We start from the raw sequence: 17,673 nt of genomic DNA, 5'->3' as shown, positions 1-17,673 counted from the left end.
ATCTCCTTGTCGGGGGTGCGGGTGGGTTGAGGAAAAAGGCGGGATGGGACGGTGGATCATTCGCTCCAGCGGCGGAACACCAGCGAGGTGTTGATGCCGCCGAAGGCGAAGTTGTTGCTCATCACGTACTCGGCCTGCAATTCGCGGCCCTGCCCGGTGATGAAGTCGAGCTGGCCGCAGCGCGGGTCAACCTCGGCCAGGTTCAGCGTGGGGGCGAACCAGCCGGCACGCATCATCTCGATGCTCAGCCAGGCCTCGAACGCACCGCAGGCACCGAGCATGTGGCCGACGTAGCTCTTCAGCGAGCTGATCGGTACGCGGCTGCCGAACACCTGCGCGGTGGCCTGGGTCTCGGCGATGTCGCCGTGATCGGTGGCGGTGCCGTGGGCGTTGACGTAGTCGATCTGCGCCGCCTCCAGGCCCGCATCCTCCAGCGCCAGGCGCATGGCCTGGGCCATGGTGTCGGCGCTGGGCTGGGTGACGTGCTGGCCGTCGCTGTTGGTGCCGTAGCCGACCACCTCGGCAAGGATGGTGGCACCGCGCGCCTGCGCGTGCTCCAGGTCTTCCAGGATCAGCGTGCAGGCACCCTCGCCCAGCACCAGGCCATCGCGGCCGGCATCGAACGGGCGCGGCGTGGTCTGCGGCGCGTCGTTGCGCACGCTGGTGGCGAACAGGGTGTCGAACACCGCCGCAGCGGTAGCGTCGAGCTGCTCGGCACCACCGGCGACCATCACCGTCTGCTTGCCGCTGCGGATCGCTTCATAGGCCGCGCCCACGCCCTGGCTGCCCGAGGTGCAGGCGCTGGAGGTGGTATAGACACGCCCGGACAGGCCGAAGAACACGCCGATGTTGACCGGCGCGGTGTGGCTCATCATCTTCAGGTAGGTGGTGGCGCTGATGCCTTCGGTGGTGAACTCGTTGAGCATGCGCCCGAACTCGCCGGTGGCTTCGTGGCTGCCCGACGAGGAACCATAGGCCACGCCGGTGCGACCGCTGCGCAGCACCGGGTGCTCGTGCAGGCCGGCTTCGCGCAGCGCCACTTCGGTGGCACGCACCGACATGATCGCGACCTTGCCCATGGAGCGGGTGGTCTTGCGGTTGTAGTTCGGCGGCAGCGCGAAGTCCTGCGCCGGCGCAGCCAGCTTGGTGTTCAGCCCGGCATAGACATCCCACTCGGGCATCGCGCGCACCGCGTTGCGGCAGCTGCGCAGATGCGCCTCGATGGTCGGCCAGTCATGGCCGAGCGGACTGATCGCGGACGCACCGGTCACCACGACGCGACGATCGGTGGCCATCAGAGCATGCCCCCGTTCACCGAGATCACCTGGCGGGTGATGTAGCCGGCCGGTTCGGACAGCAGGAACGCCACCGTGGCCGCCACTTCGTCGGGACGGCCGACGCGGCCGGCGGGAATCAGCTTGAGCGCGTGTTCGATCACTTCATCGTTGAGCATTTCGGTCTCGATCAGGCCCGGGGCCACGCAGTTGACGGTGATCTGGCGGCTGGCCAGTTCCAGCGCCAGGGCCTTGGTGGCACCGATGATGCCGGCCTTGGCGGCACTGTAATTGACCTGCCCGCGGTTGCCGGCCAGTCCGGACACCGACGACAGGGTAACGATGCGGCCCGGCTTGCGCCGCCGCACCATCGGCATGATCAGCGGATGCAGCACGTTGTAGAAGCCATCCAGGTTGGTGTGGATGACCTGGTCCCAATCCTCCGCCGACAGTGCCGGGAAGGCGCCATCACGGGCGATGCCGGCATTGCAGACCACGCCGTAGTACGCGCCGTGCGCTTCGACATCGGCCTCCAGCGCGGCGCGTGCGGCCTCGCGGTCGGCCACGTCGAACATCAGTACGCGGGCCTGCTGGCCCAACGCGTGGATCTCGGCCACCACGGCCTGTGCCTCATCCAGGCGGCTGCGGCAATGCACCACCACGTCGAAGCCATCGCGCGCGATGCGCAGCGCGATGGCCCGGCCGATGCCCCGGCTGGCGCCGGTCACCAGCACGCTTCGATTCCCTGTCATGCCTGTCCACTCTCCAGATAGGCCATCGCATCGGCCGGTTCGAACACCGACACGTTGGCTGTAGCCCATTCGTCCTCGCCCGCCAGGATGCGGCAGGCGAACATCCCCAATCCATTGTCACCCAACAGCTCGCAGCGCGCCTGTACGCGCAGCCGCGAGCCGCTGGGGAAGCTGCAGCGCGCGCTGTTGTAGCGGCGGCTGCCGAGCAGGAAGCCCAGCTGCGGTGGCTTGCCCGCTGCACGCGCACGGCAGCCGGCCCAGGCCGCGATGGCCTGTGCCATGTATTCGATGCCCACCCAGGCCGGCACTTCGTGGTTTTCCACGAACAGGCCGGCCTCGGGCACCACCAGTTCCGCCTCGATGGTGTCCTGGTCCCAGTGCGTGATGCGCTCCAGCAGGCACATGTCCTGGCGGTGCGGTACCACCTCTTCAATTGCATACAGCATGTTCATCGACGCTCCAGCGCCAGCACGGCATTGCTGCCGCCGAAGGCGAACGAATTGCTCAGCACCCGCCGCGGTGCCTGCGCCAGGCGGGTGGCTGGTGCGACCAGCGGCAGTGCCGGCAGCGCGGGGTCTGCCACGCCGTCCCACCAGTGCGGTGGCAGCTGCTGCTGCGGGTTCTCGGCCAGCACGATCCAGCACAATGCAGCTTCGATCGCGCCTGACGCACCCAGCGTATGGCCGGTCAGGGGCTTGGTCGAACTGGCCCGAATGCCGTTGCCCAGCACCTGCGAAACCGCCAGGCTTTCCATCGCATCGTTGTGCCCGGTGGCGGTGCCATGCAGGTTCACGTAGTCCACTTCATCGGCCGCCCAGCCGGCGCGCTGCAGCGCCTGCTGCAGGGCATCGATGGCACCCAGGCCCTGCGGATCGGGAGCGGACATATGGTGAGCGTCGGCCGATTCGCCCCATCCGGCCAGGCACACCGGACCCGGCTCGCGGGTGAGCAGGAACAGCGCGGCGCCCTCGCCGATGTTGATACCGGAGCGGTGCTGCGAGAACGGATTGCAGCGCAGGGCCGACACCGATTCCAGCGCGCTGAAGCCGGCCACGGTGAAGCGGCACAGCGAGTCCGCGCCGCCTGCGATCACGGCGTCGACGATACCAGCTCGCAGCATGCGTGCAGCCGACATCAATGCCTTGGCACTGGACGAGCAGGCGGTGGACAGGGTCCACGCGGGCCCCTGAGCGCCGCTGCGCTGGCGCACGAACTGCGCGGCAGTACCCATTTCCTGCTGGGCGTAATCGAAGCCCTGCGGCCACTGGCCCTGTTCGGCGTGGGTGCGCAGGGCCTGCTCGGACTCACCAATGCCCGAGGTGCTGGTGCCCAGCACCACCGCCACGCGCTCGGCGCCATGGCGGGTGATCGCGGCGGCCACCGCCGGAGCGATCTGCGCCAGTGCCACGTCCAGCAGGGCGTTGTTGCGCCCGCGCAGGGCCACCGGCAGTTCCTCCAGCGCCGGCAGTGGCGTGCGTACTTCTCCCAGCGCCAGGGTGCGCCCCGGCAACAGGCTGTCGTTGTCACTGAGCCCGCCCGGCACGTCGGCGAACATCGCCGACGCGACAGCGGCGCGGCCATCGCCGAGCGCGCAGACCACGCCCAGGTCGTTCAGGTAGATCGGTGCACTCATCGGTCCTGTCCGGCCATGTCGATCGATTCGATGCGCAGCGCATAGCCTTCGGCACGGTTGTCCAGCTGCACGCTGCCATCGTCCAGGCGCTGCAGTTGCAGCCACACCGTGCCATCGCGCGACAGGCTGCGCTGCTGGCCGTCGTCGCTGACCTGCCAGTCGGCCGGCAGCGCGGCGGCGATGGCCGCGGTCGGCCACAGCGCGAACTGCAGGTCATCCAGCACACGCTCGGCACGTACCTGCGGCGGCAGCCACGGCGCGCGCTGCTGGGTCAGCTGCTGGCCGTCCCACTGCAGGCGCACGCCGGTCTGGCCCATCGCCTGCACCGCCAGCTGCACCTGCTGCGCGTCGGCCTCCAGCAGCGCGTCGAGGTCGCGCTCATGGCTGCCGAAGCGGAAATGCAGCTGCTGCTGCAGGGCCAGCGGCGCCGGCAGGCTGGCCGGCGACAGCCGCAGCGGCGGCAGCTCCACCTGGGGCTTGGGCATGCGCCCGGCACAGGCGGCCAGCAGCAGGCACAGCAGCAGGGCCGCAGTACGGAAGATCAGGCGCTGCACAATTCCTCCAGCACGCGCATGCGGCGACCACTTTCATCGGCCACATACGGATTCTTGGTGTCCCAGGCGTAACCGGCCAGGATGGAGCTGATCATGTCGCGCACTTCGGGCTGCTGCTGCGGGTGGTAGATGATCTTCTGGAAGCCGCCCTGGTACCAGCTTTCCACGAAGCGGCGGAAGGTCTTCACGCCGGCGCGCAGCGGGATCGAGAATTCAGCTTCCCAGTCGACGGTTTGGCCGGCATAACGGCGCTTGAGGCACTCGCTGGCCAGCTGCGCGGACTTGAAGGCAATGGTCACACCGGACGAGAACACCGGGTCGAGGAACTCGCCGGCGTTGCCCAGCAACGCGTAGCCGGGGCCCCACAGCGAGCTGACATTGGCCGAGTAACCCGTGATGCGGCGCACCGGCAGCACCGCCCATTCGGCATTGGCCAGCAGGCGGGTCAGGTTGGGGTCCTCACCGACGATGGCCTGCAGCTTCTGCAGGTCGTCGCCTTCGTAGCGCTCGAAGAACGACGGCTCGGCGACCACGCCCAGCGAGCAGCAACCGTTGGAGAATGGAATCGTCCAGTACCAGACGTCGATGTGTTCGGGATGGGTGGTGATCAGGATCTTGTTGCGGTCGAAGTCGGCTTCGGCCGGAATGTTGTCGCGCACGTGGCAGAAGATCGCGCCGCGCACCGGGAAATTGGATGGCGATTCCAGCTGCAGCAGGCGCGGCAGCAGGCGCGCGAAGCCCGATGCGTCGAGGATGAAATCGGCCTCGATGCGGTATTCGCTGCCATCCGGGCGGCGCACGTTCACCGCAGGCTGTTCACCGGGTTCGACCGACAGCACTTCATCACCGAAACGCAGCGTGGTTCCCATGCGCTCGGCGCCGCGTGCCAACACGTTGTCGAAGTCGGCGCGCTGCACCTGGTAGGTGGTACCCCAGCCCGGCGAGAACTTCTTCCGGAAGTCGAAGGCAGTACGCGCTTCACCGTGCACGAAGGCCGCGCCGTTCTTGTACTGGAAGCCGGCCTCGACCACATCCTGCAGCAGCCCGGCTGCTTCGATGTACTCCATGCTCTGCGGCAGCAGGCTTTCGCCGATGGAGAAGCGCGGGAACTGCTGGCGCTCCAGCATCAGCACCTGTCGGCCCTGCTGGCGCAGCATCGCCGCGGCCACGGAGCCGGCCGGGCCTGCGCCGATGATCAGGATTTCAGTGCGTTCGACAGCATCCACAGCAGTACTCATCGGGGCGTCCTTGTTGCTCGATCAGGGGAAAGAAGAAAAGCGGAAGGCGGACTCAGGCCGGCGGCAGGTCATGCGGTGGCGGCCGGAACAGTGGCGAGATCAGCCAGACCAGGCCGATGCCGAACAGCAGGGTCAGGCCGAACGCGCGCAGCGCCGGGGTCTGCGACAGGCCCAGCAGGCCGAACGACAGCCAGGTGCTGGCCGCACCCACGCAGACCGCCAGCCATGCGCTGGCATCGCCACGGTGTTCGATCAGGAAGATGCCGTAGTCGATGCCCATGCCCAGCAGCAGCATCAACGCCAGCACGTTGAACAGCTGCAGCGGCTGGCCGAACAGGCCCAGCAGGCCCAGGGTCAGTGCGCCGGCAATCAGGGTGGGGGCAAATACGCGCCAGGCCTGGCGGCGGTAGCGCAGCCACAGCGCACCGAACACCAGTGCGATGCCGACCAGCAGCAGCCCGCCCATCAGCTTGCGGTAGTGGCCCAGCAGCTTGGAGAAATCGGAGGTGCGGTCTACCCAGCGCACGCCGGGCAGGCCTTCGGCGGCACCCTCCAGCGTGGCCAGGGCATCGGCGCGCGACAGGTCATCGACCATCACCACGCTGATCATCTGCCCACCGACTTCACCCACCCACAGGTGGCGGAACGGCTGCGAGGCCGGCGAGGCCAGGAAGGCTTCGGCGGTGAGCGGCGCGGCGGCGAACTGCGGTCGCTGCAGCGGCTCGCCCACCGCCTCGGACACGGCCGACAGCACGCTGGGTTCCACCTTCGCGGTCAGCGCGGCATCGGCCTGCTGGCGCGCCGGCGACGGCAGCCAATCGCTGATCGCGCGATAGCCGCCAATGCGCTTGTCGGTGGCCAATACACGCAGGCGCTCGGTCAGTGCTTCCTCGCGCTGCAGCAGCTGCGCGGCATCGACACCCTGCACCAGGTAGAACTGTGCCGGGCTGGGCATGCCCAGCAACTGGCTCAGGCGGATCTGCTGCGCCATCAACGCCGGCGGTGACGACTGCAGGCTGCGCAGGTCGTCGTTGCTCTGCAGGCGCACGATGCCGATGGCAGACAGTGCCAGCGCGACCACCACGAAGACCGTCACCGCGCGGCGGCCATGCAGCCGCGGGAAACGCTCCAGCGTATTGCCCAGCCACTGCGAGAAGCGGGTCTGGCGGATCTCGCCACCGTCGAGCCACGGGAACCAGAAGATCACCGTGAGGAAAGCTGCGGCCAGGCCCACCACCGAGAACAGTGCCATCTGGCGCAGGCCGGGGAACGGGGCCAGGCCCAATGCCAGGTAGGCCAGCGCACTGGTCAGCAGGGCCAGCCACAGGCCGGGCAGCAGATGCCGCAGCAGTTTCCAGCGACGATCGGCCGGTTCGGTCTGGCGCGAGGCGAACCAGTGAATGCCGTAATCCTCGGCCACACCCACCAGCGACGCACCAAACACCAGGGTCAGCACGTGCACCTTGCCGAACACCAGCACGGTCACCGCCAGCGCCACGCCACAGCCGATCAGCAGCGAGGCGGCCACCAGCAGGATCGGGCGCAGCGAGCGGAATGCCAGCCACACCAGCAGCAGCACCGCCGCCAGCGACCCCCAACCGATGGTGTTGATCTCCTGGTTGGCCTGCACCGCGGCGGCCTCGGCATGCAGCGGCACGCCCGCATGCAGGATTTCAAGCTCAGGCGCCGCCGCCGTGGCGGCTTGCCCGGCACGTTCCAGCAGGCCATCGAGGTGGCGCTCGCCATCCAGCTGGAACGCCGAGCCGGGCGTATCGAACTGCAGCACGGCCCAATGCCTGCCCTCGGCTTCAAGCAGGCCGTCATCGCCCAACCGCAGGCCCGAACCCTGCGCCTGCTGCTGCCACCACTGCGTCCACAGCGACAACGGATCCTGGCGCCATTCAGTCAATCGCGGCGCACCCATCGGGCCATACAGCGCAGCCAGCGCCTGCTCGGCCAACACGCCCGGTTCGCTGCCCAGCAACTGCTCGCGCTGGGCCGGTGTCAGCAGGCGGTCGCGGTACGGCGCGTAGAACGCGCGCGCCTCGTCAAACCAGCCTTCGATCGAGCCGCTGGGTACCAGCAAGGCGTGGTCGGCATCCTTGGCCATGGCCGCCGCAAAGGCCGCCTGCGCGCGCTTGGCAGCCGCGCTGTCCTTGCTGCCGAGCAGCACCACGACCTGCCGCGAACTGCCATCGGCAATGCGCCGGGTGACGTCGCTCAACAGGCGGTCGTGCGCATCCTGCGGCAGCAGGGCGAGGATGTCGGTGTCGATCCGCGATTGCTGGTTCCACAGCTGCCACTGCTGTGCGCCCAGCGCCAGCAGCACCAGCAGCCAGGCAATGCCCAGCCAGTGCCACCAGCGCCGCAACCGGTCCGGTGCGTTCGATGCCACGGCCTCACTCAAAGCGGCGGGCCTCGTCGGCATTGAGCGTGGCCGGCGCCTCGCTCAACGCGCTGAACTGGATCTGCGTGCGGTCCTTGTTGGCCTCGACGATCTCGACCTGGCGCACGTAGCGGTCGCCCTGCAGGGTCAGCGATTCGAAGGCCTTGGCCAGCATCGCCGACTTCGGCGTCAGGCGCAGCCGCCAGCCCTGCCCTTCACGGCTGGCTGCCACGTTGAACTGGCTGGACAGTGCCTGCACGTCGCCACTCATCAACGCGAACATGATCGCATTCACCGAACGCATCGCCGGCTGCTGCCGCGCGTCCAGTTCGACGCGGGTGCTGCCATCACGCTGCCGGCTGAGGATGCGGTCGGCGGTGACCACTACTTCCGAGGGGAACGGCTTGAGCGTGGTCCAGATCACGCCGTGCTGGCGCGCGACCACGAACCGGCCCTGCGAGCGCAGCGGGTTCCTGAAGCCACTCACCTGCTTTTCCTGGCTGAACTGGCCACGCAGCACATCCGGCCGCGCCACCGCCTGGGTAATCGCATCGATGGCAGGGTCGGCCGCCTGCACCAGTGGTGCGGCCACCAGCAGCAGCGCGCACAGCAGCGCACGCGCGAAACGGTTCGCTCGGTTCATGGCGCAGGCACTCCCAGGCGTTCCCACAGTACCGGCGGGCACTGGTACAGCATTTCCTTGCTGGCCGCGTCCACCGCGACCTGGATGGTCATCGCCCGGGTCAGCACCTGGCCGCTTTCCGCATCGAGGATTTCGTACTCGATCTTCAGCCGGTTCTCCCATTCCACGATGCGCGCGACCACGCGCAGCGCCTGGTTGAACAGCAGCGGACGCACGTACTTCACCCGCGCGTCGACCACCGGCCACAGGTAGCCTGATTCGAGCATCTGCGGGTAGTCGTAGTCGTAGCGACCGAGCAGCGCGCAGCGCGCGATCTCGAAGTACTTGAAGTAGTTGCCATGCCAGACCACGTTCATCGGATCGCAGTCATGGAAGGCGGGGGTCAACGCAATCTCGCCAACCCGTTCAATGGCCTCATTCACCGGCATACAGCTCCCAACGTTGCGCGCGGATCTCCACCAGCAGTTCCCGCAGTTCGCGATCCAGCGCGCGGTCTTCCTCGACCAGGGCGATGCGCTGCCCCAGGTCGGCATACATGTCGGCCAGACTGCCATGCAGCTGCGCATTCAGGCCAACCCGCTCACGCAGGGCCAGGCCCTGGCGCGCGGCGATCAGCATTGCCGCCACCACCTGTTCGGTCAGCTCGATCACCCGCAGGCAGTCGCGCGCGGCGATGGTGCCCATGCTGACCTTGTCCTGGTTGTGGCACTCGGTGGAACGCGAGAACACGCTGGCCGGCATGGTCTGCTTCAGCGCTTCGGCAGTCCAGGCCGACACGCTGATCTGCAGTGCCTTCAGGCCATGGTTGATGGCCGCGCGCGGACCGGTGGCCGCCGACAGGTTGGCCGGCAGGCCATGGTTGTAACGGGCGTCCACCACCAGCGCCAGCTGCCGGTCGAGCAGATCGGCAACGTTGGCCACGGTGTTCTTCAGGGTGTCCATCGCCAGCGCGATGTGGCCCCCGTAGAAGTGGCCACCATGCAGGATGCGCTCGCCGTCGGCGTCGATCAGCGGGTTGTCGTTGGCGCTGTTCAGTTCGGTCTCGATCAGCTGGCGCAGGAACGGCAGGCTGTCCTCCAGCACGCCGATCACATGCGGTGCGCAGCGCAGCGAGTAGCGATCCTGCAGGCGCTGTTCATTGCGCGGCGGGCGCTCGCTGTGCAGGTCGCTGCGCAGGCGCGCGGCGATGCGGCCCTGGCCCGGGTGCGGCTTGGCTGCGAACAGGGTTTCGTCGAAGTGGTGCGCGTTGCCGTCGCTGGCCAGCACGTTGAACGCGGTCAGGCGCGTAGCCATGCGTGCCAGGTAGTCGGCGCGCTGCCAGGCCAGGCAGGCCAGGCCGGTCATCACCGCGGTGCCGTTCATGATCGCCAGGCCTTCCTTCGGCCGCAGCTTCAGCGGGGTCATGCCGATCTTCGCCAGCACGTCCGCCGCCGGCTGCACGCGGCCGTCGTGCAGCACCTCGCGCTCGCCGCACAGCACCGCCGCCACGTACGACAGCGGGGTCAGGTCGCCACTGGCACCGACCGAGCCTTCGGCCGGAATCATCGGCAGCACGTCGTGCCGCAGCAGCGTGGCCAGGCCTTCCAGCAGCGGCAGGCTTACACCGGACATGCCGCGCACCAGAGAGGCCAGGCGCGCTGCCAGCACCGCACGGGTCTCGACCGGGTCCAGGTAACGGCCCAGGCCGCAGCCATGGTAGGTATACAGGTGGTGCGGCAGTTCAGCCACCAGTGCCGGCGGGATGTTCACCGTGCACGAATCGCCATAGCCGGTGGTCACACCGTAGATCACGCCATCCTCGCGCAGCAGGCGGTCGAGGAAGTCGGCACCACGCTGGATGTGGGCGCGGAATGCCGGCGCGTCGCTCAGTGCGGCCTCGCACTGGCGCTGGGCCAGGGCAACCACGTCTTCGATGGTCAACGGTGCATCGCCAAAGCGGCACACGGGTACGGCGTCAGTCGTCATGCGGAGCCTGATCCCAGAAGGGGAAGAAATTGAACCAGTCCAACGGGGACTGGATGACCTGGAGTTCCAGCCAGCACGCGAAGCGCTGTGCCTGTTCGGCCAGTGCCGCATCGCGTGAGCCGCGCGGCAGCACGATGCGTTCGGCGAACTGTTCGAATGCCACGCGGTAGCCCTCGCCCTGGTGCAGGCAGGCCATGGTGTAGACCGGGCAGCCCAGTGCAGCGGCGAGCACATAGGCACCGATCGGGAACGGGGCGCGGTGGCCAAGGAAATCGGCGGTGACGCTGCGTCCGCCCTGCACCGGCGTGCGGTCGCCGACGATGGCGACGAAGCCCCCCGCCGCGACGCGCTCGGCCAGCATCACTGCCGTGGCCGGGCCCATTTCGGTTACCTGCACCAGTTCCACCGCCGCCAGCGGGTCCAGCCGTTGCAGCAGGCGGTTGAAGCGCTGCGCATGCGCGGTGTGCACCAGCACGGTGATGCGGAACCCCGGCACCTGTTCGGCCAGCACCTGGCACAGTTCCAGGCAGCCGATGTGTGCGGTCAGGATCAGCCCGCCTTCGCGGCGCGCGATCTTCTCCAGCACCAGGTCGCGATGCAGGTGGATGCGTTCGGCCGGATAGCGCCCGCCCAGGCCGAGGATCTTGTCCAGCATCGTGTCGGCGAAGGCGAAGAAGTGGCGCAGGCTGTCGCGCCGGGTCGGCGCACGGCCCAGCACACCGCTGTGTGCCTGCAGGCGCTGGAGGTACTGCATGGAGGCCTGGCGGCCGACGCGGTTGCCCAACCAGTGGCAGGCCACCACCGGCCACACGCACAGGCGGAACGGCCAGCGCCCGAACCAGCGGTGCACCCAGCACAGGAACAGCACGCCGGCCACCGACGTCGATTCGCCGATGTCGGCCCAGTGCGGAGCGCCCTGCGCGGCCGCCATCTCAGCGCTGCCCGCGCAGGCGGCGCCACAGCAGGCGCGGTGCGCGCCAGAGCATGCCGAAGAACAGGCGGGTATGCATGCGGCTGATGCGCACGTTGTCGCGCCACACATCGAAGTGCGACACGCCATCGGCGGGATAGGTCACCCGCGTGGCCAGGTGCTCGACCGGCAGCTGTCGCCAGTACAGGCGCACCATCACCTCGGTATCGAAATCCATGCGGCGGCCGATGGTCTCTTCACCGATCAGGCGCAGCACCGGCGGCAGCGGATACACGCGGAAGCCGCACATGGTGTCGCGCAGGTGCAGCGACAGCGTGTTGATCCAGACCCAGATGTGGGTCGCGTAGCGGCCATATAGGCGCGCCTTGGGAACACTGGCGTCGTAGGCCGGAATGCCGCAGATCACCGCACCCGGGTGCGCACGCGCCGCCTCGATGAAACGCGGCAGGTCGGCGGTATTGTGCTGGCCGTCGGCATCGATCTGCAGCACGTGGCTGTAGCCACGCGCAGCGGCCTCGGCAAAGCCGGCCAGCATCGCGCCGCCCTTGCCCTGGTTGATGTCCAGGCGCAGCAGGTCGACGCCTTGGCGCTGTGCCAGCGAACGCAGCACCGTCGCGCACGCTTCATGCGAGCCATCGTCGACCAGCAGGCACGGCAGCCCGGCGGCCTGCACGCCGTCGACCACCGCCCCGATGGCGTGCTCATGGTCGTAGACGGGAATCACCACCAGTGGCGCGAACGCGGCACCGGCAACGGCCGGATCAGTCCGCATCGGCGAAAACCACCTTGCCGCTGGCATGCACACCGTGGCTGGAGGTGTAGCGGAACGCCAGCACATTGCGCGTGGCATCCCAGTCCAGCTGCAGGGTCAGCTCATCGCCCGGGCAGGCCACGTGCTGGAACTTCACCGCATCCATGCGCAGGAATCCGGCTGGCATGCTGAACGCCTGGCGGCCAAAACGCACGGCCCAGTCCAGCTGCGCCACGCCGGGCAGGATCGCCGCCTGCGGGAAGTGGCCCTGGAACGGCCGCAGCGCCGGGTCGAGGGTCATGCGCAACGTAGCGCTGGCAGCATCGCGGTGATCCCAGACCGGCACCGGCATGAGCGGCTGGAACAGCGCCGCCAGTGCCGCCTGGGTGACCTTGCCCTGTGCATTGATCGGCAGCGCCTTCACCAGGCGCCAGCGGCGCGGCCGGGTGACCGCGTCATGCGCCTGTGCCAGGCGCGCGCCAAGGCGCTGGCCCAGCGCGCGGCGCGCGGCGTCACCGCCCTCCAGCAGCGCCAGGCTGGCCGGTACCACCACCGCTGCCAGCTGCTCACGCTGTCCCGGCAGGACCAGCACTCTCACATCGTCCACTTCGGTGTCTTCGCGCAGCGCGCGTTCCAGCGCATCCAGCGAAACGCGGCGCTCCTCGATCTTGACGATGCGGTCGGCGCGGCCCAGCAGGCGAAAGCGGCCATCGGCCAGGGCTTCGACACGGTCCTGGGTGCGCCACCAGTCGAGGGTTTCCAGATGCGCCGAGGCGACGGCCAGGCAGCCATCCTCGATGCGCCACTGCACGCCCGGCAACGGCTGCCACGGTGGCAGGTCGGTATCCCAGCGGCGCCAGGCGATACCCCCGGTTTCGCTGCTGCCGTAAACCTCGGTCGGTGCCACGCCCAGCCATTGCCGTACCTGGCGTGCGGCTTCTTCGGGCAGTGGGCCACCGGAGGAGAACACCGCGCGCAGGCGGCCGTGCAGGCTGGCCCAGTCGAGCTGTTCGGGCAGGCGCTTGAGGTGGGCTGGCGTCGCCACCAGCACCGTGTCGGTGCCGGCCAGCGCGCCCACCAGGTCTTCGTGGAAGAACCGGCGCGGATGGATCAAGCGGCCGGCGGCCAGCGGCCACAGCACCCGGAACAGCAGGCCGTAGATGTGCTGGTGGGACACCGTGCCATGCACCTGCACGCCTTCCAGCTGCGCGCCGAACGCAGCCTGCAGCGCATCCACCTCGCGCGCCAGCTGGTCCATGCGCTTGTTGATCGCACTGGGCTGGCCCGTGCTGCCGGAGGTGAACACGCACAGCTCGCAGGCACGCTCGTCCAGCACCTGCAGTTCGCCGTCCACGCCAACGGTGGGGGCAACCAGCGCTCGGTAGTCGGTGGAAACATCGCCGGCGAAACCGCTCACCTGTGGCCGCAGCGCCTGCAGCGTGGCCGGCAGGTTGTCGGCAGCCAGGAACACCCGCTTGCCGGCATGCCAGGCGCCGAACAGCGCAGCAGCGAAGGCCACCGCATCATCGAAGTACAGGGCCAGTCACGGCCATCGGCAGCAGCAAAGGCCGCACGCCAGGCCAGCACCCGCTGGCGGAAGCGGGCATGGTCGATCACCTCGCCATCGCACACGCCGATGCTGCGCTGCGGCTGCGGGTCCACCAGCAGCCGGTCCAGGGCAATCCACTCAGCCATGCGCGTGCGCTGCCTTGACCCGACGCCGCACCAGCCACTCACCTGCAAACAACACGCCCATCATCACGTACGCCAACAATCCGTTGTAGAGCATCCAGACCCGGTCCGACGCGTAAAGCGCGGTCAGCAGGGCCAGGCTGCCGTTGAGAACGAAGAAGCCACACCACACCTGGGTGACGCGGCGGGTATAGGCCACCGCGAACGCCGGCAGGTCCGGCTCCTGCAACCGCGCCAGGCGTTCCACCAGCGGCGGGCCGAAGCGCAGGCTGGTGCCGAACACCGCCAGCATCACCATGTTGACCAGCGCCGGATACAGCTTCAGCGGCAGGGCCTGGTTCAGCACGGTGGCCAACACGGCCAGCAGGCCGGTTCCCGCGGCGGCGGCCCACCACAGCGGCTGGCGCGTACTCAGCGCACGCAGCAGGGCCAGGGTGAACAGCAGCAGCGACAGCCAGCGTGGCTCGAAACGGCCCATCGCCAGGTACACCAGCACCGGGTAGGCCAGCGAGATCGCAGCCACCACGACCGTGCGTGCGCGTGCCATGGCGGAGCCGCCGGCGCTGCGGTCAGGCGGCTGCCTGGTCCGGCAGCAACCCATGCACGACATCGACGATGTCCTGCACGGTGCGCACGGCCTTGAACGCTTCCGGCTGCAGGTTGCGGCCCAGCAGCGGCTTGAGCTGCACGATCAGGTCGACCGCATCGATGCTGTCGATATCCAGGTCGTCGTACAGGCGTGCCTCGGGGGTGATCCGGGCGGTTTCGATCTCGAAGCTGTCGGTCAGGATGCTGACGATGCGTTCGAACAGTTCATTCTTGGTCATGGCAATTCCTGGCGCCGTTACGACTGGCGGGCGGCGACGAACTCGCCGAGCGCGCGCACGCTGGAGAAATGGCGACGGGTTTCTTCCGAATCGGCCGAGAGGCTGACACCGTACTTCTTCTGCAGCGCCAGGCCCAACTCCAGCGCGTCGATCGAATCCAGGCCGAGGCCCTCGACGAACAGCGGCGCGGTCGGATCGATGTCCTCCGGCGTGATGTCCTCCAGCGAAAGGGAGGAAATGATCAATTCCTTGATCTCGTGCTCAAGTGCTTGCACGGGGCGGCTCTCCAGACAGGTCGAAATAACGAGAAAGGTGCTCGGTAACGCGGCGTGCCGCCAAGGCATCCCCCCTTGGCGAGTCGTCTTCGGCCAAGAAAGGCGCGATCGGGATATCTTCGCCGATCTGCAGCCGAACGTGAAAGCGACGTGAGGGGACACGATACCACTTCTGTCCCTTGGTCAGGGTTGGCGGGCTGCAGGTGATCCGCACCGGGGTGACGTCGATGCGGCCCCGTACGGCGATGTTGGCGGCCCCGCGCTGCAGGCGCGGCGGCTGCCCGGGCACGCTGCGGGTGCCCTCCGGGAAGATGACCAGGGTGCCGCCGGCATGCACCGCGGCCACGCAGTCATCGACCAGGCCGGCGCCATCGTCATTGGAGATGTAGCCGGCGGCCCGTACCGGACCGCGCATGAACGGGTTGCAGGCCACGGCCCGCTTGACCACGCAGTCGGCGTTGGGAAGCAGCGAGATCAGGCAGACCACGTCGATCAGGGTCGGGTGGTTGGCCAGCACCAGCAGGCCGTCACGCTGCAGGCGTTCACCGCCCTCGATCTCGTAGGTCATCACCCCCAGCCCGCGCATCAGCCGCAGATGGCTGGCGAACGCGACCTGGACCACGCGCCGGGCGCGCCGGCGACGGGCCACCGGGTCCCGCATCAGCAGCAGTACCGGCATCACCAGGACGCCGAGCAGCAGCCCGCCCAGGCCAAACGCAACAAAGCTCAGGCCGGTGCCAAACACCCGCCAGGCGTGGTCGAGGCGGCGCGGCAGCTCACTCACGGCGGCCCCAGCGCCAGCGCTGGCCATGGGCCACGTGCTCCAGCGCTGGCGCGCCGGACAACAGGAAGCGATGCAGGTCCAGCGCGTGCGGCAGCAGGCCGGGCACAGTGCTGGCCTGGCCGTCGGCCGGCTGCCACTGCAGCGCCAGCGTCGGCCGGCCCCCTGTTGGCGCGGTCAAACGCCAGCACCAGGCGAAGAACGGGTCGGGTTCGTCGGCGAACGTCGCGTAAACCTCCGGGAGCGGCGACTCGTAGACCACCACCCGCACCTCGCGGGCGCCATCGGCCAGCAGGCCGACGGCCTCCAGGCACGCGGCTTCGACCGTTGCCTGGCCAGCAGCCAATGCCAGGTAGTTGCCGCGATGGCCGCGGGCGATTGAATACAGCGCGGCGATCGCGTTGTGCACCGACAGGCCAAATCCGGTGGGCGACAACGGCTGGTCGCCGACCAGCGCCCCCAGCAGGTCCATCGAACGTGCGACGTCGCCATGGCGGCTGGCGAACACCAGCGGCACGTCGCTGTCGGCCCCCTGCCCGTCCTCGCACCAGCACGCGGTCTGGATCGCCATGCGGCCCAACCGCTCGATGCGACGGCGTTGCATTGCCGGAACCTCTGCCAGTGCCGGCGTATCCCCGCCGTGCGGCAGGTACGGCGCTTCGGCCCAGCCCAGCCACTGGCTACGCTCGCTCAGGCCGGGCGCCCACGCGGCCCAGTCGACGATGGAGAATTCAATCATTTAGCGTTGGTGCTTCAACGGGAGATCGATAGGCACGAGCCATTACGGCGACGCGCGGCGGCCCCCCATTCCTGCAGCCGTGCGTCCGTCCAGGACGTCGCCGGCTGCCCCCCTGGCTGCCGGAAAGGAGCGCACGCTAGCACGTCCCGCCCGGGGTGTGCAGGTTTCACATTCCCCAACACGGGGCCCGGCACCGGCGGGCCCCGCCTTCAACCCATCAGTGGTAACCGGTGTCGGCGTGCACCTTGCCGCGGAACACCCGGTACGACCACGCCGTATAGCCGAGGATGACCGGCAGCAGAATGACCAGCCCGACCAGGGTGAAGCCCAGCGAGGAGGCCGGCGCGGCGGCCTGCCACAGGGTCATCGACGGCGGCAGCAGGTACGGCCACATGCCCAGCACCAGGCCAAGGAAACCAAGCACGAACAGCGCCAGGCTGAGCAGGAACGGCGGCAGGTCGCGGCGCGGATGGGTCGCACTGCGCCACAGCGCGGCGGCCACCGCCAGGGTCAACAGCGGCACCGGCGACAGCCACCAGAAGTTGCCGTCGCTGAACCAGCGCGCCATCAGCCGCGAATCGAGGAACGGCAGCCAGCTGCTGACCAGGCCCATCGCTGCGATCACCGCCACCACCAGCGGCCGGGTCATCTGCCGTGCCAGCGCCTGCACGCGGCCTTCGGTCTTCAGGATCAGCCAGGTGCTGCCCAGCAGCGCATAGCCGGCTACCAGCGCGGCACCGGTCAGCATCGCGAACGGGCTGAACCAGGCGAACGGCCCGCCCTGATAGACACCGTCCACCAGCGGGATGCCCTGCACCAGGGTGCCGAGGATCACGCCCTGGGCAAACGTGGCCAGCAGCGAACCGAGTCCGAACGCCACGCTCCACAGCCGGCGCGACCGGTGTGCCTTGAAGCGGAACTCGAACGCCACGCCGCGGAACACCAGCGCCACCACCAGCAGCAGCACCGGCAGGTACAGCGCCGACAACAACACCGCATAGGCCTTCGGGAACGCCGCCAGCAGCCCGGCGCCGCCCAGTACCAGCCAGGTCTCGTTGCCGTCCCAGATCGGCGCGGCGGTGTTCATCATCAGGTCCAGCTGCTCCTCGTCCTCGGCGAACGGGGCCAGGATGCCGATACCGAGCACGAAGCCATCCAGCACCACATACATCAGCACGCCGAAGCCGATCACCGCGAACCACGCCACCGGCAGCCAGGTCATCAGGTCCATG

Annotated in this window: 19 protein-coding genes; all 19 read right to left on the bottom strand. The window is 68.5% G+C overall.

The window, feature by feature from the left end; translation table 11 throughout:
- Positions 1–56 precede the first annotated feature (56 nt).
- The 19 genes from AC5P6X_RS17905 to cydB all read right to left on the bottom strand — a co-directional run bounded on the left by AC5P6X_RS17905 (position 57) and on the right by cydB (position 17,672).
- A complete protein-coding gene (locus tag AC5P6X_RS17905) occupies positions 57–1,295 on the bottom strand; it encodes a beta-ketoacyl-ACP synthase (protein WP_005411595.1) in 1,239 nt (412 codons plus the stop codon).
- Positions 1,295–2,026 carry a 3-ketoacyl-ACP reductase FabG2 gene (locus AC5P6X_RS17900; RefSeq protein WP_005414863.1) on the bottom strand — a complete coding sequence of 244 codons (732 nt, stop codon included), beginning with the start codon at positions 2,024–2,026 and terminating at the stop codon, positions 1,295–1,297. Before AC5P6X_RS17900 ends, AC5P6X_RS17905 begins: the two co-directional genes overlap by 1 nt.
- Complete coding sequence (locus AC5P6X_RS17895; protein WP_005411597.1) at positions 2,023–2,478, bottom strand: hotdog family protein; 456 nt, start codon at positions 2,476–2,478, stop codon at positions 2,023–2,025. The genes AC5P6X_RS17900 and AC5P6X_RS17895 overlap by 4 nt, the downstream gene beginning before the upstream one ends.
- Positions 2,475–3,659 carry a beta-ketoacyl-[acyl-carrier-protein] synthase family protein gene (locus AC5P6X_RS17890; RefSeq protein WP_005414864.1) on the bottom strand — a complete coding sequence of 395 codons (1,185 nt, stop codon included), beginning with the start codon at positions 3,657–3,659 and terminating at the stop codon, positions 2,475–2,477. The genes AC5P6X_RS17895 and AC5P6X_RS17890 overlap by 4 nt, the downstream gene beginning before the upstream one ends.
- Positions 3,656–4,213 carry a DUF3261 domain-containing protein gene (locus tag AC5P6X_RS17885; RefSeq protein WP_005414865.1) on the bottom strand — a complete coding sequence of 186 codons (558 nt, stop codon included), beginning with the start codon at positions 4,211–4,213 and terminating at the stop codon, positions 3,656–3,658. The genes AC5P6X_RS17890 and AC5P6X_RS17885 overlap by 4 nt, the downstream gene beginning before the upstream one ends.
- A complete protein-coding gene (locus tag AC5P6X_RS17880) occupies positions 4,201–5,451 on the bottom strand; it encodes an NAD(P)/FAD-dependent oxidoreductase (protein ID WP_043034447.1) in 1,251 nt (416 codons plus the stop codon). Before AC5P6X_RS17880 ends, AC5P6X_RS17885 begins: the two co-directional genes overlap by 13 nt.
- Positions 5,452–5,503: 52 nt before the next feature.
- Positions 5,504–7,879 (bottom strand): MMPL family transporter, encoded by a 2,376-nt coding sequence (locus AC5P6X_RS17875; RefSeq protein WP_329762713.1) that lies wholly within the window; start codon positions 7,877–7,879, stop codon positions 5,504–5,506.
- Positions 7,851–8,480, bottom strand: coding sequence for an outer membrane lipoprotein carrier protein LolA (locus AC5P6X_RS17870; protein ID WP_033833815.1), 630 nt, complete (start codon positions 8,478–8,480; stop codon positions 7,851–7,853). Before AC5P6X_RS17870 ends, AC5P6X_RS17875 begins: the two co-directional genes overlap by 29 nt.
- Positions 8,477–8,908 carry an acyl-CoA thioesterase gene (locus tag AC5P6X_RS17865; protein WP_005411603.1) on the bottom strand — a complete coding sequence of 144 codons (432 nt, stop codon included), beginning with the start codon at positions 8,906–8,908 and terminating at the stop codon, positions 8,477–8,479. The genes AC5P6X_RS17870 and AC5P6X_RS17865 overlap by 4 nt, the downstream gene beginning before the upstream one ends.
- The gene (locus tag AC5P6X_RS17860; RefSeq protein WP_065183621.1) at positions 8,895–10,445 is read right to left on the bottom strand and encodes an HAL/PAL/TAL family ammonia-lyase; all 1,551 of its coding nucleotides are present in this window, start codon (positions 10,443–10,445) and stop codon (positions 8,895–8,897) included. The genes AC5P6X_RS17865 and AC5P6X_RS17860 overlap by 14 nt, the downstream gene beginning before the upstream one ends.
- Positions 10,435–11,376 carry a lysophospholipid acyltransferase family protein gene (locus AC5P6X_RS17855; RefSeq protein ID WP_495215551.1) on the bottom strand — a complete coding sequence of 314 codons (942 nt, stop codon included), beginning with the start codon at positions 11,374–11,376 and terminating at the stop codon, positions 10,435–10,437. Before AC5P6X_RS17855 ends, AC5P6X_RS17860 begins: the two co-directional genes overlap by 11 nt.
- A 1-nt stretch (position 11,377) precedes the next feature.
- Complete coding sequence (locus tag AC5P6X_RS17850) at positions 11,378–12,148, bottom strand: glycosyltransferase family 2 protein (RefSeq protein ID WP_049448222.1); 771 nt, start codon at positions 12,146–12,148, stop codon at positions 11,378–11,380.
- Positions 12,138–13,646 (bottom strand): ApeI family dehydratase, encoded by a 1,509-nt coding sequence (locus AC5P6X_RS17845; protein WP_495215550.1) that lies wholly within the window; start codon positions 13,644–13,646, stop codon positions 12,138–12,140. Before AC5P6X_RS17845 ends, AC5P6X_RS17850 begins: the two co-directional genes overlap by 11 nt.
- A 168-nt stretch (positions 13,647–13,814) precedes the next feature.
- The gene (locus AC5P6X_RS17840) at positions 13,815–14,366 is read right to left on the bottom strand and encodes a COG4648 family protein (protein WP_005414874.1); all 552 of its coding nucleotides are present in this window, start codon (positions 14,364–14,366) and stop codon (positions 13,815–13,817) included.
- A gap of 22 nt (positions 14,367–14,388) precedes the next feature.
- The gene (locus AC5P6X_RS17835) at positions 14,389–14,646 is read right to left on the bottom strand and encodes an acyl carrier protein (RefSeq protein ID WP_005411609.1); all 258 of its coding nucleotides are present in this window, start codon (positions 14,644–14,646) and stop codon (positions 14,389–14,391) included.
- Between the two features lie 17 nt (positions 14,647–14,663).
- Positions 14,664–14,921 carry a phosphopantetheine-binding protein gene (locus AC5P6X_RS17830; RefSeq protein ID WP_005411610.1) on the bottom strand — a complete coding sequence of 86 codons (258 nt, stop codon included), beginning with the start codon at positions 14,919–14,921 and terminating at the stop codon, positions 14,664–14,666.
- On the bottom strand, positions 14,908–15,705 hold the full coding sequence (locus AC5P6X_RS17825; protein WP_005414875.1) for a lysophospholipid acyltransferase family protein: 798 nt from the start codon (positions 15,703–15,705) through the stop codon (positions 14,908–14,910). Before AC5P6X_RS17825 ends, AC5P6X_RS17830 begins: the two co-directional genes overlap by 14 nt.
- On the bottom strand, positions 15,698–16,441 hold the full coding sequence (locus tag AC5P6X_RS17820; protein ID WP_049448217.1) for a beta-ketoacyl synthase chain length factor: 744 nt from the start codon (positions 16,439–16,441) through the stop codon (positions 15,698–15,700). Before AC5P6X_RS17820 ends, AC5P6X_RS17825 begins: the two co-directional genes overlap by 8 nt.
- Positions 16,442–16,658: 217 nt before the next feature.
- Positions 16,659–17,672, bottom strand: a complete 1,014-nt coding sequence (gene cydB, locus AC5P6X_RS17815; protein WP_005414876.1) for a cytochrome d ubiquinol oxidase subunit II — start codon at positions 17,670–17,672, stop codon at positions 16,659–16,661.
- Position 17,673 lies beyond the last annotated feature (1 nt).

The sequence above is a fragment of the Stenotrophomonas sp. YJH_SMC_40 genome (genome assembly GCF_059368615.1).
Note: the sequence above shows the minus strand (reverse complement) of the source record. Positions and strands in the feature narration are given on the sequence as shown.

Bases quoted from the DNA above. Each gene is read 5' to 3' on its own strand.
- AC5P6X_RS17840 (WP_005414874.1), bottom strand. From the start codon at position 14,366: ATGGCACGCGCACGCACGGTCGTGGTGGCTGCGATCTCGCTGGCCTAC.
- AC5P6X_RS17835 (WP_005411609.1), bottom strand. From the start codon at position 14,646: ATGACCAAGAATGAACTGTTCGAACGCATCGTCAGCATCCTGACCGAC.
- AC5P6X_RS17875 (WP_329762713.1), bottom strand. From the start codon at position 7,879: ATGCCGACGAGGCCCGCCGCTTTGAGTGAGGCCGTGGCATCGAACGCA.
- AC5P6X_RS17870 (WP_033833815.1), bottom strand. From the start codon at position 8,480: ATGAACCGAGCGAACCGTTTCGCGCGTGCGCTGCTGTGCGCGCTGCTG.
- AC5P6X_RS17860 (WP_065183621.1), bottom strand. From the start codon at position 10,445: ATGACGACTGACGCCGTACCCGTGTGCCGCTTTGGCGATGCACCGTTG.
- AC5P6X_RS17900 (WP_005414863.1), bottom strand. From the start codon at position 2,026: ATGACAGGGAATCGAAGCGTGCTGGTGACCGGCGCCAGCCGGGGCATC.
- AC5P6X_RS17865 (WP_005411603.1), bottom strand. From the start codon at position 8,908: ATGCCGGTGAATGAGGCCATTGAACGGGTTGGCGAGATTGCGTTGACC.
- AC5P6X_RS17890 (WP_005414864.1), bottom strand. From the start codon at position 3,659: ATGAGTGCACCGATCTACCTGAACGACCTGGGCGTGGTCTGCGCGCTC.
- AC5P6X_RS17880 (WP_043034447.1), bottom strand. From the start codon at position 5,451: ATGAGTACTGCTGTGGATGCTGTCGAACGCACTGAAATCCTGATCATC.
- AC5P6X_RS17905 (WP_005411595.1), bottom strand. From the start codon at position 1,295: ATGGCCACCGATCGTCGCGTCGTGGTGACCGGTGCGTCCGCGATCAGT.
- AC5P6X_RS17820 (WP_049448217.1), bottom strand. From the start codon at position 16,441: ATGATTGAATTCTCCATCGTCGACTGGGCCGCGTGGGCGCCCGGCCTG.
- AC5P6X_RS17850 (WP_049448222.1), bottom strand. From the start codon at position 12,148: ATGCGGACTGATCCGGCCGTTGCCGGTGCCGCGTTCGCGCCACTGGTG.
- AC5P6X_RS17895 (WP_005411597.1), bottom strand. From the start codon at position 2,478: ATGAACATGCTGTATGCAATTGAAGAGGTGGTACCGCACCGCCAGGAC.
- cydB (WP_005414876.1), bottom strand. From the start codon at position 17,672: ATGGACCTGATGACCTGGCTGCCGGTGGCGTGGTTCGCGGTGATCGGC.
- AC5P6X_RS17855 (WP_495215551.1), bottom strand. From the start codon at position 11,376: ATGGCGGCCGCGCAGGGCGCTCCGCACTGGGCCGACATCGGCGAATCG.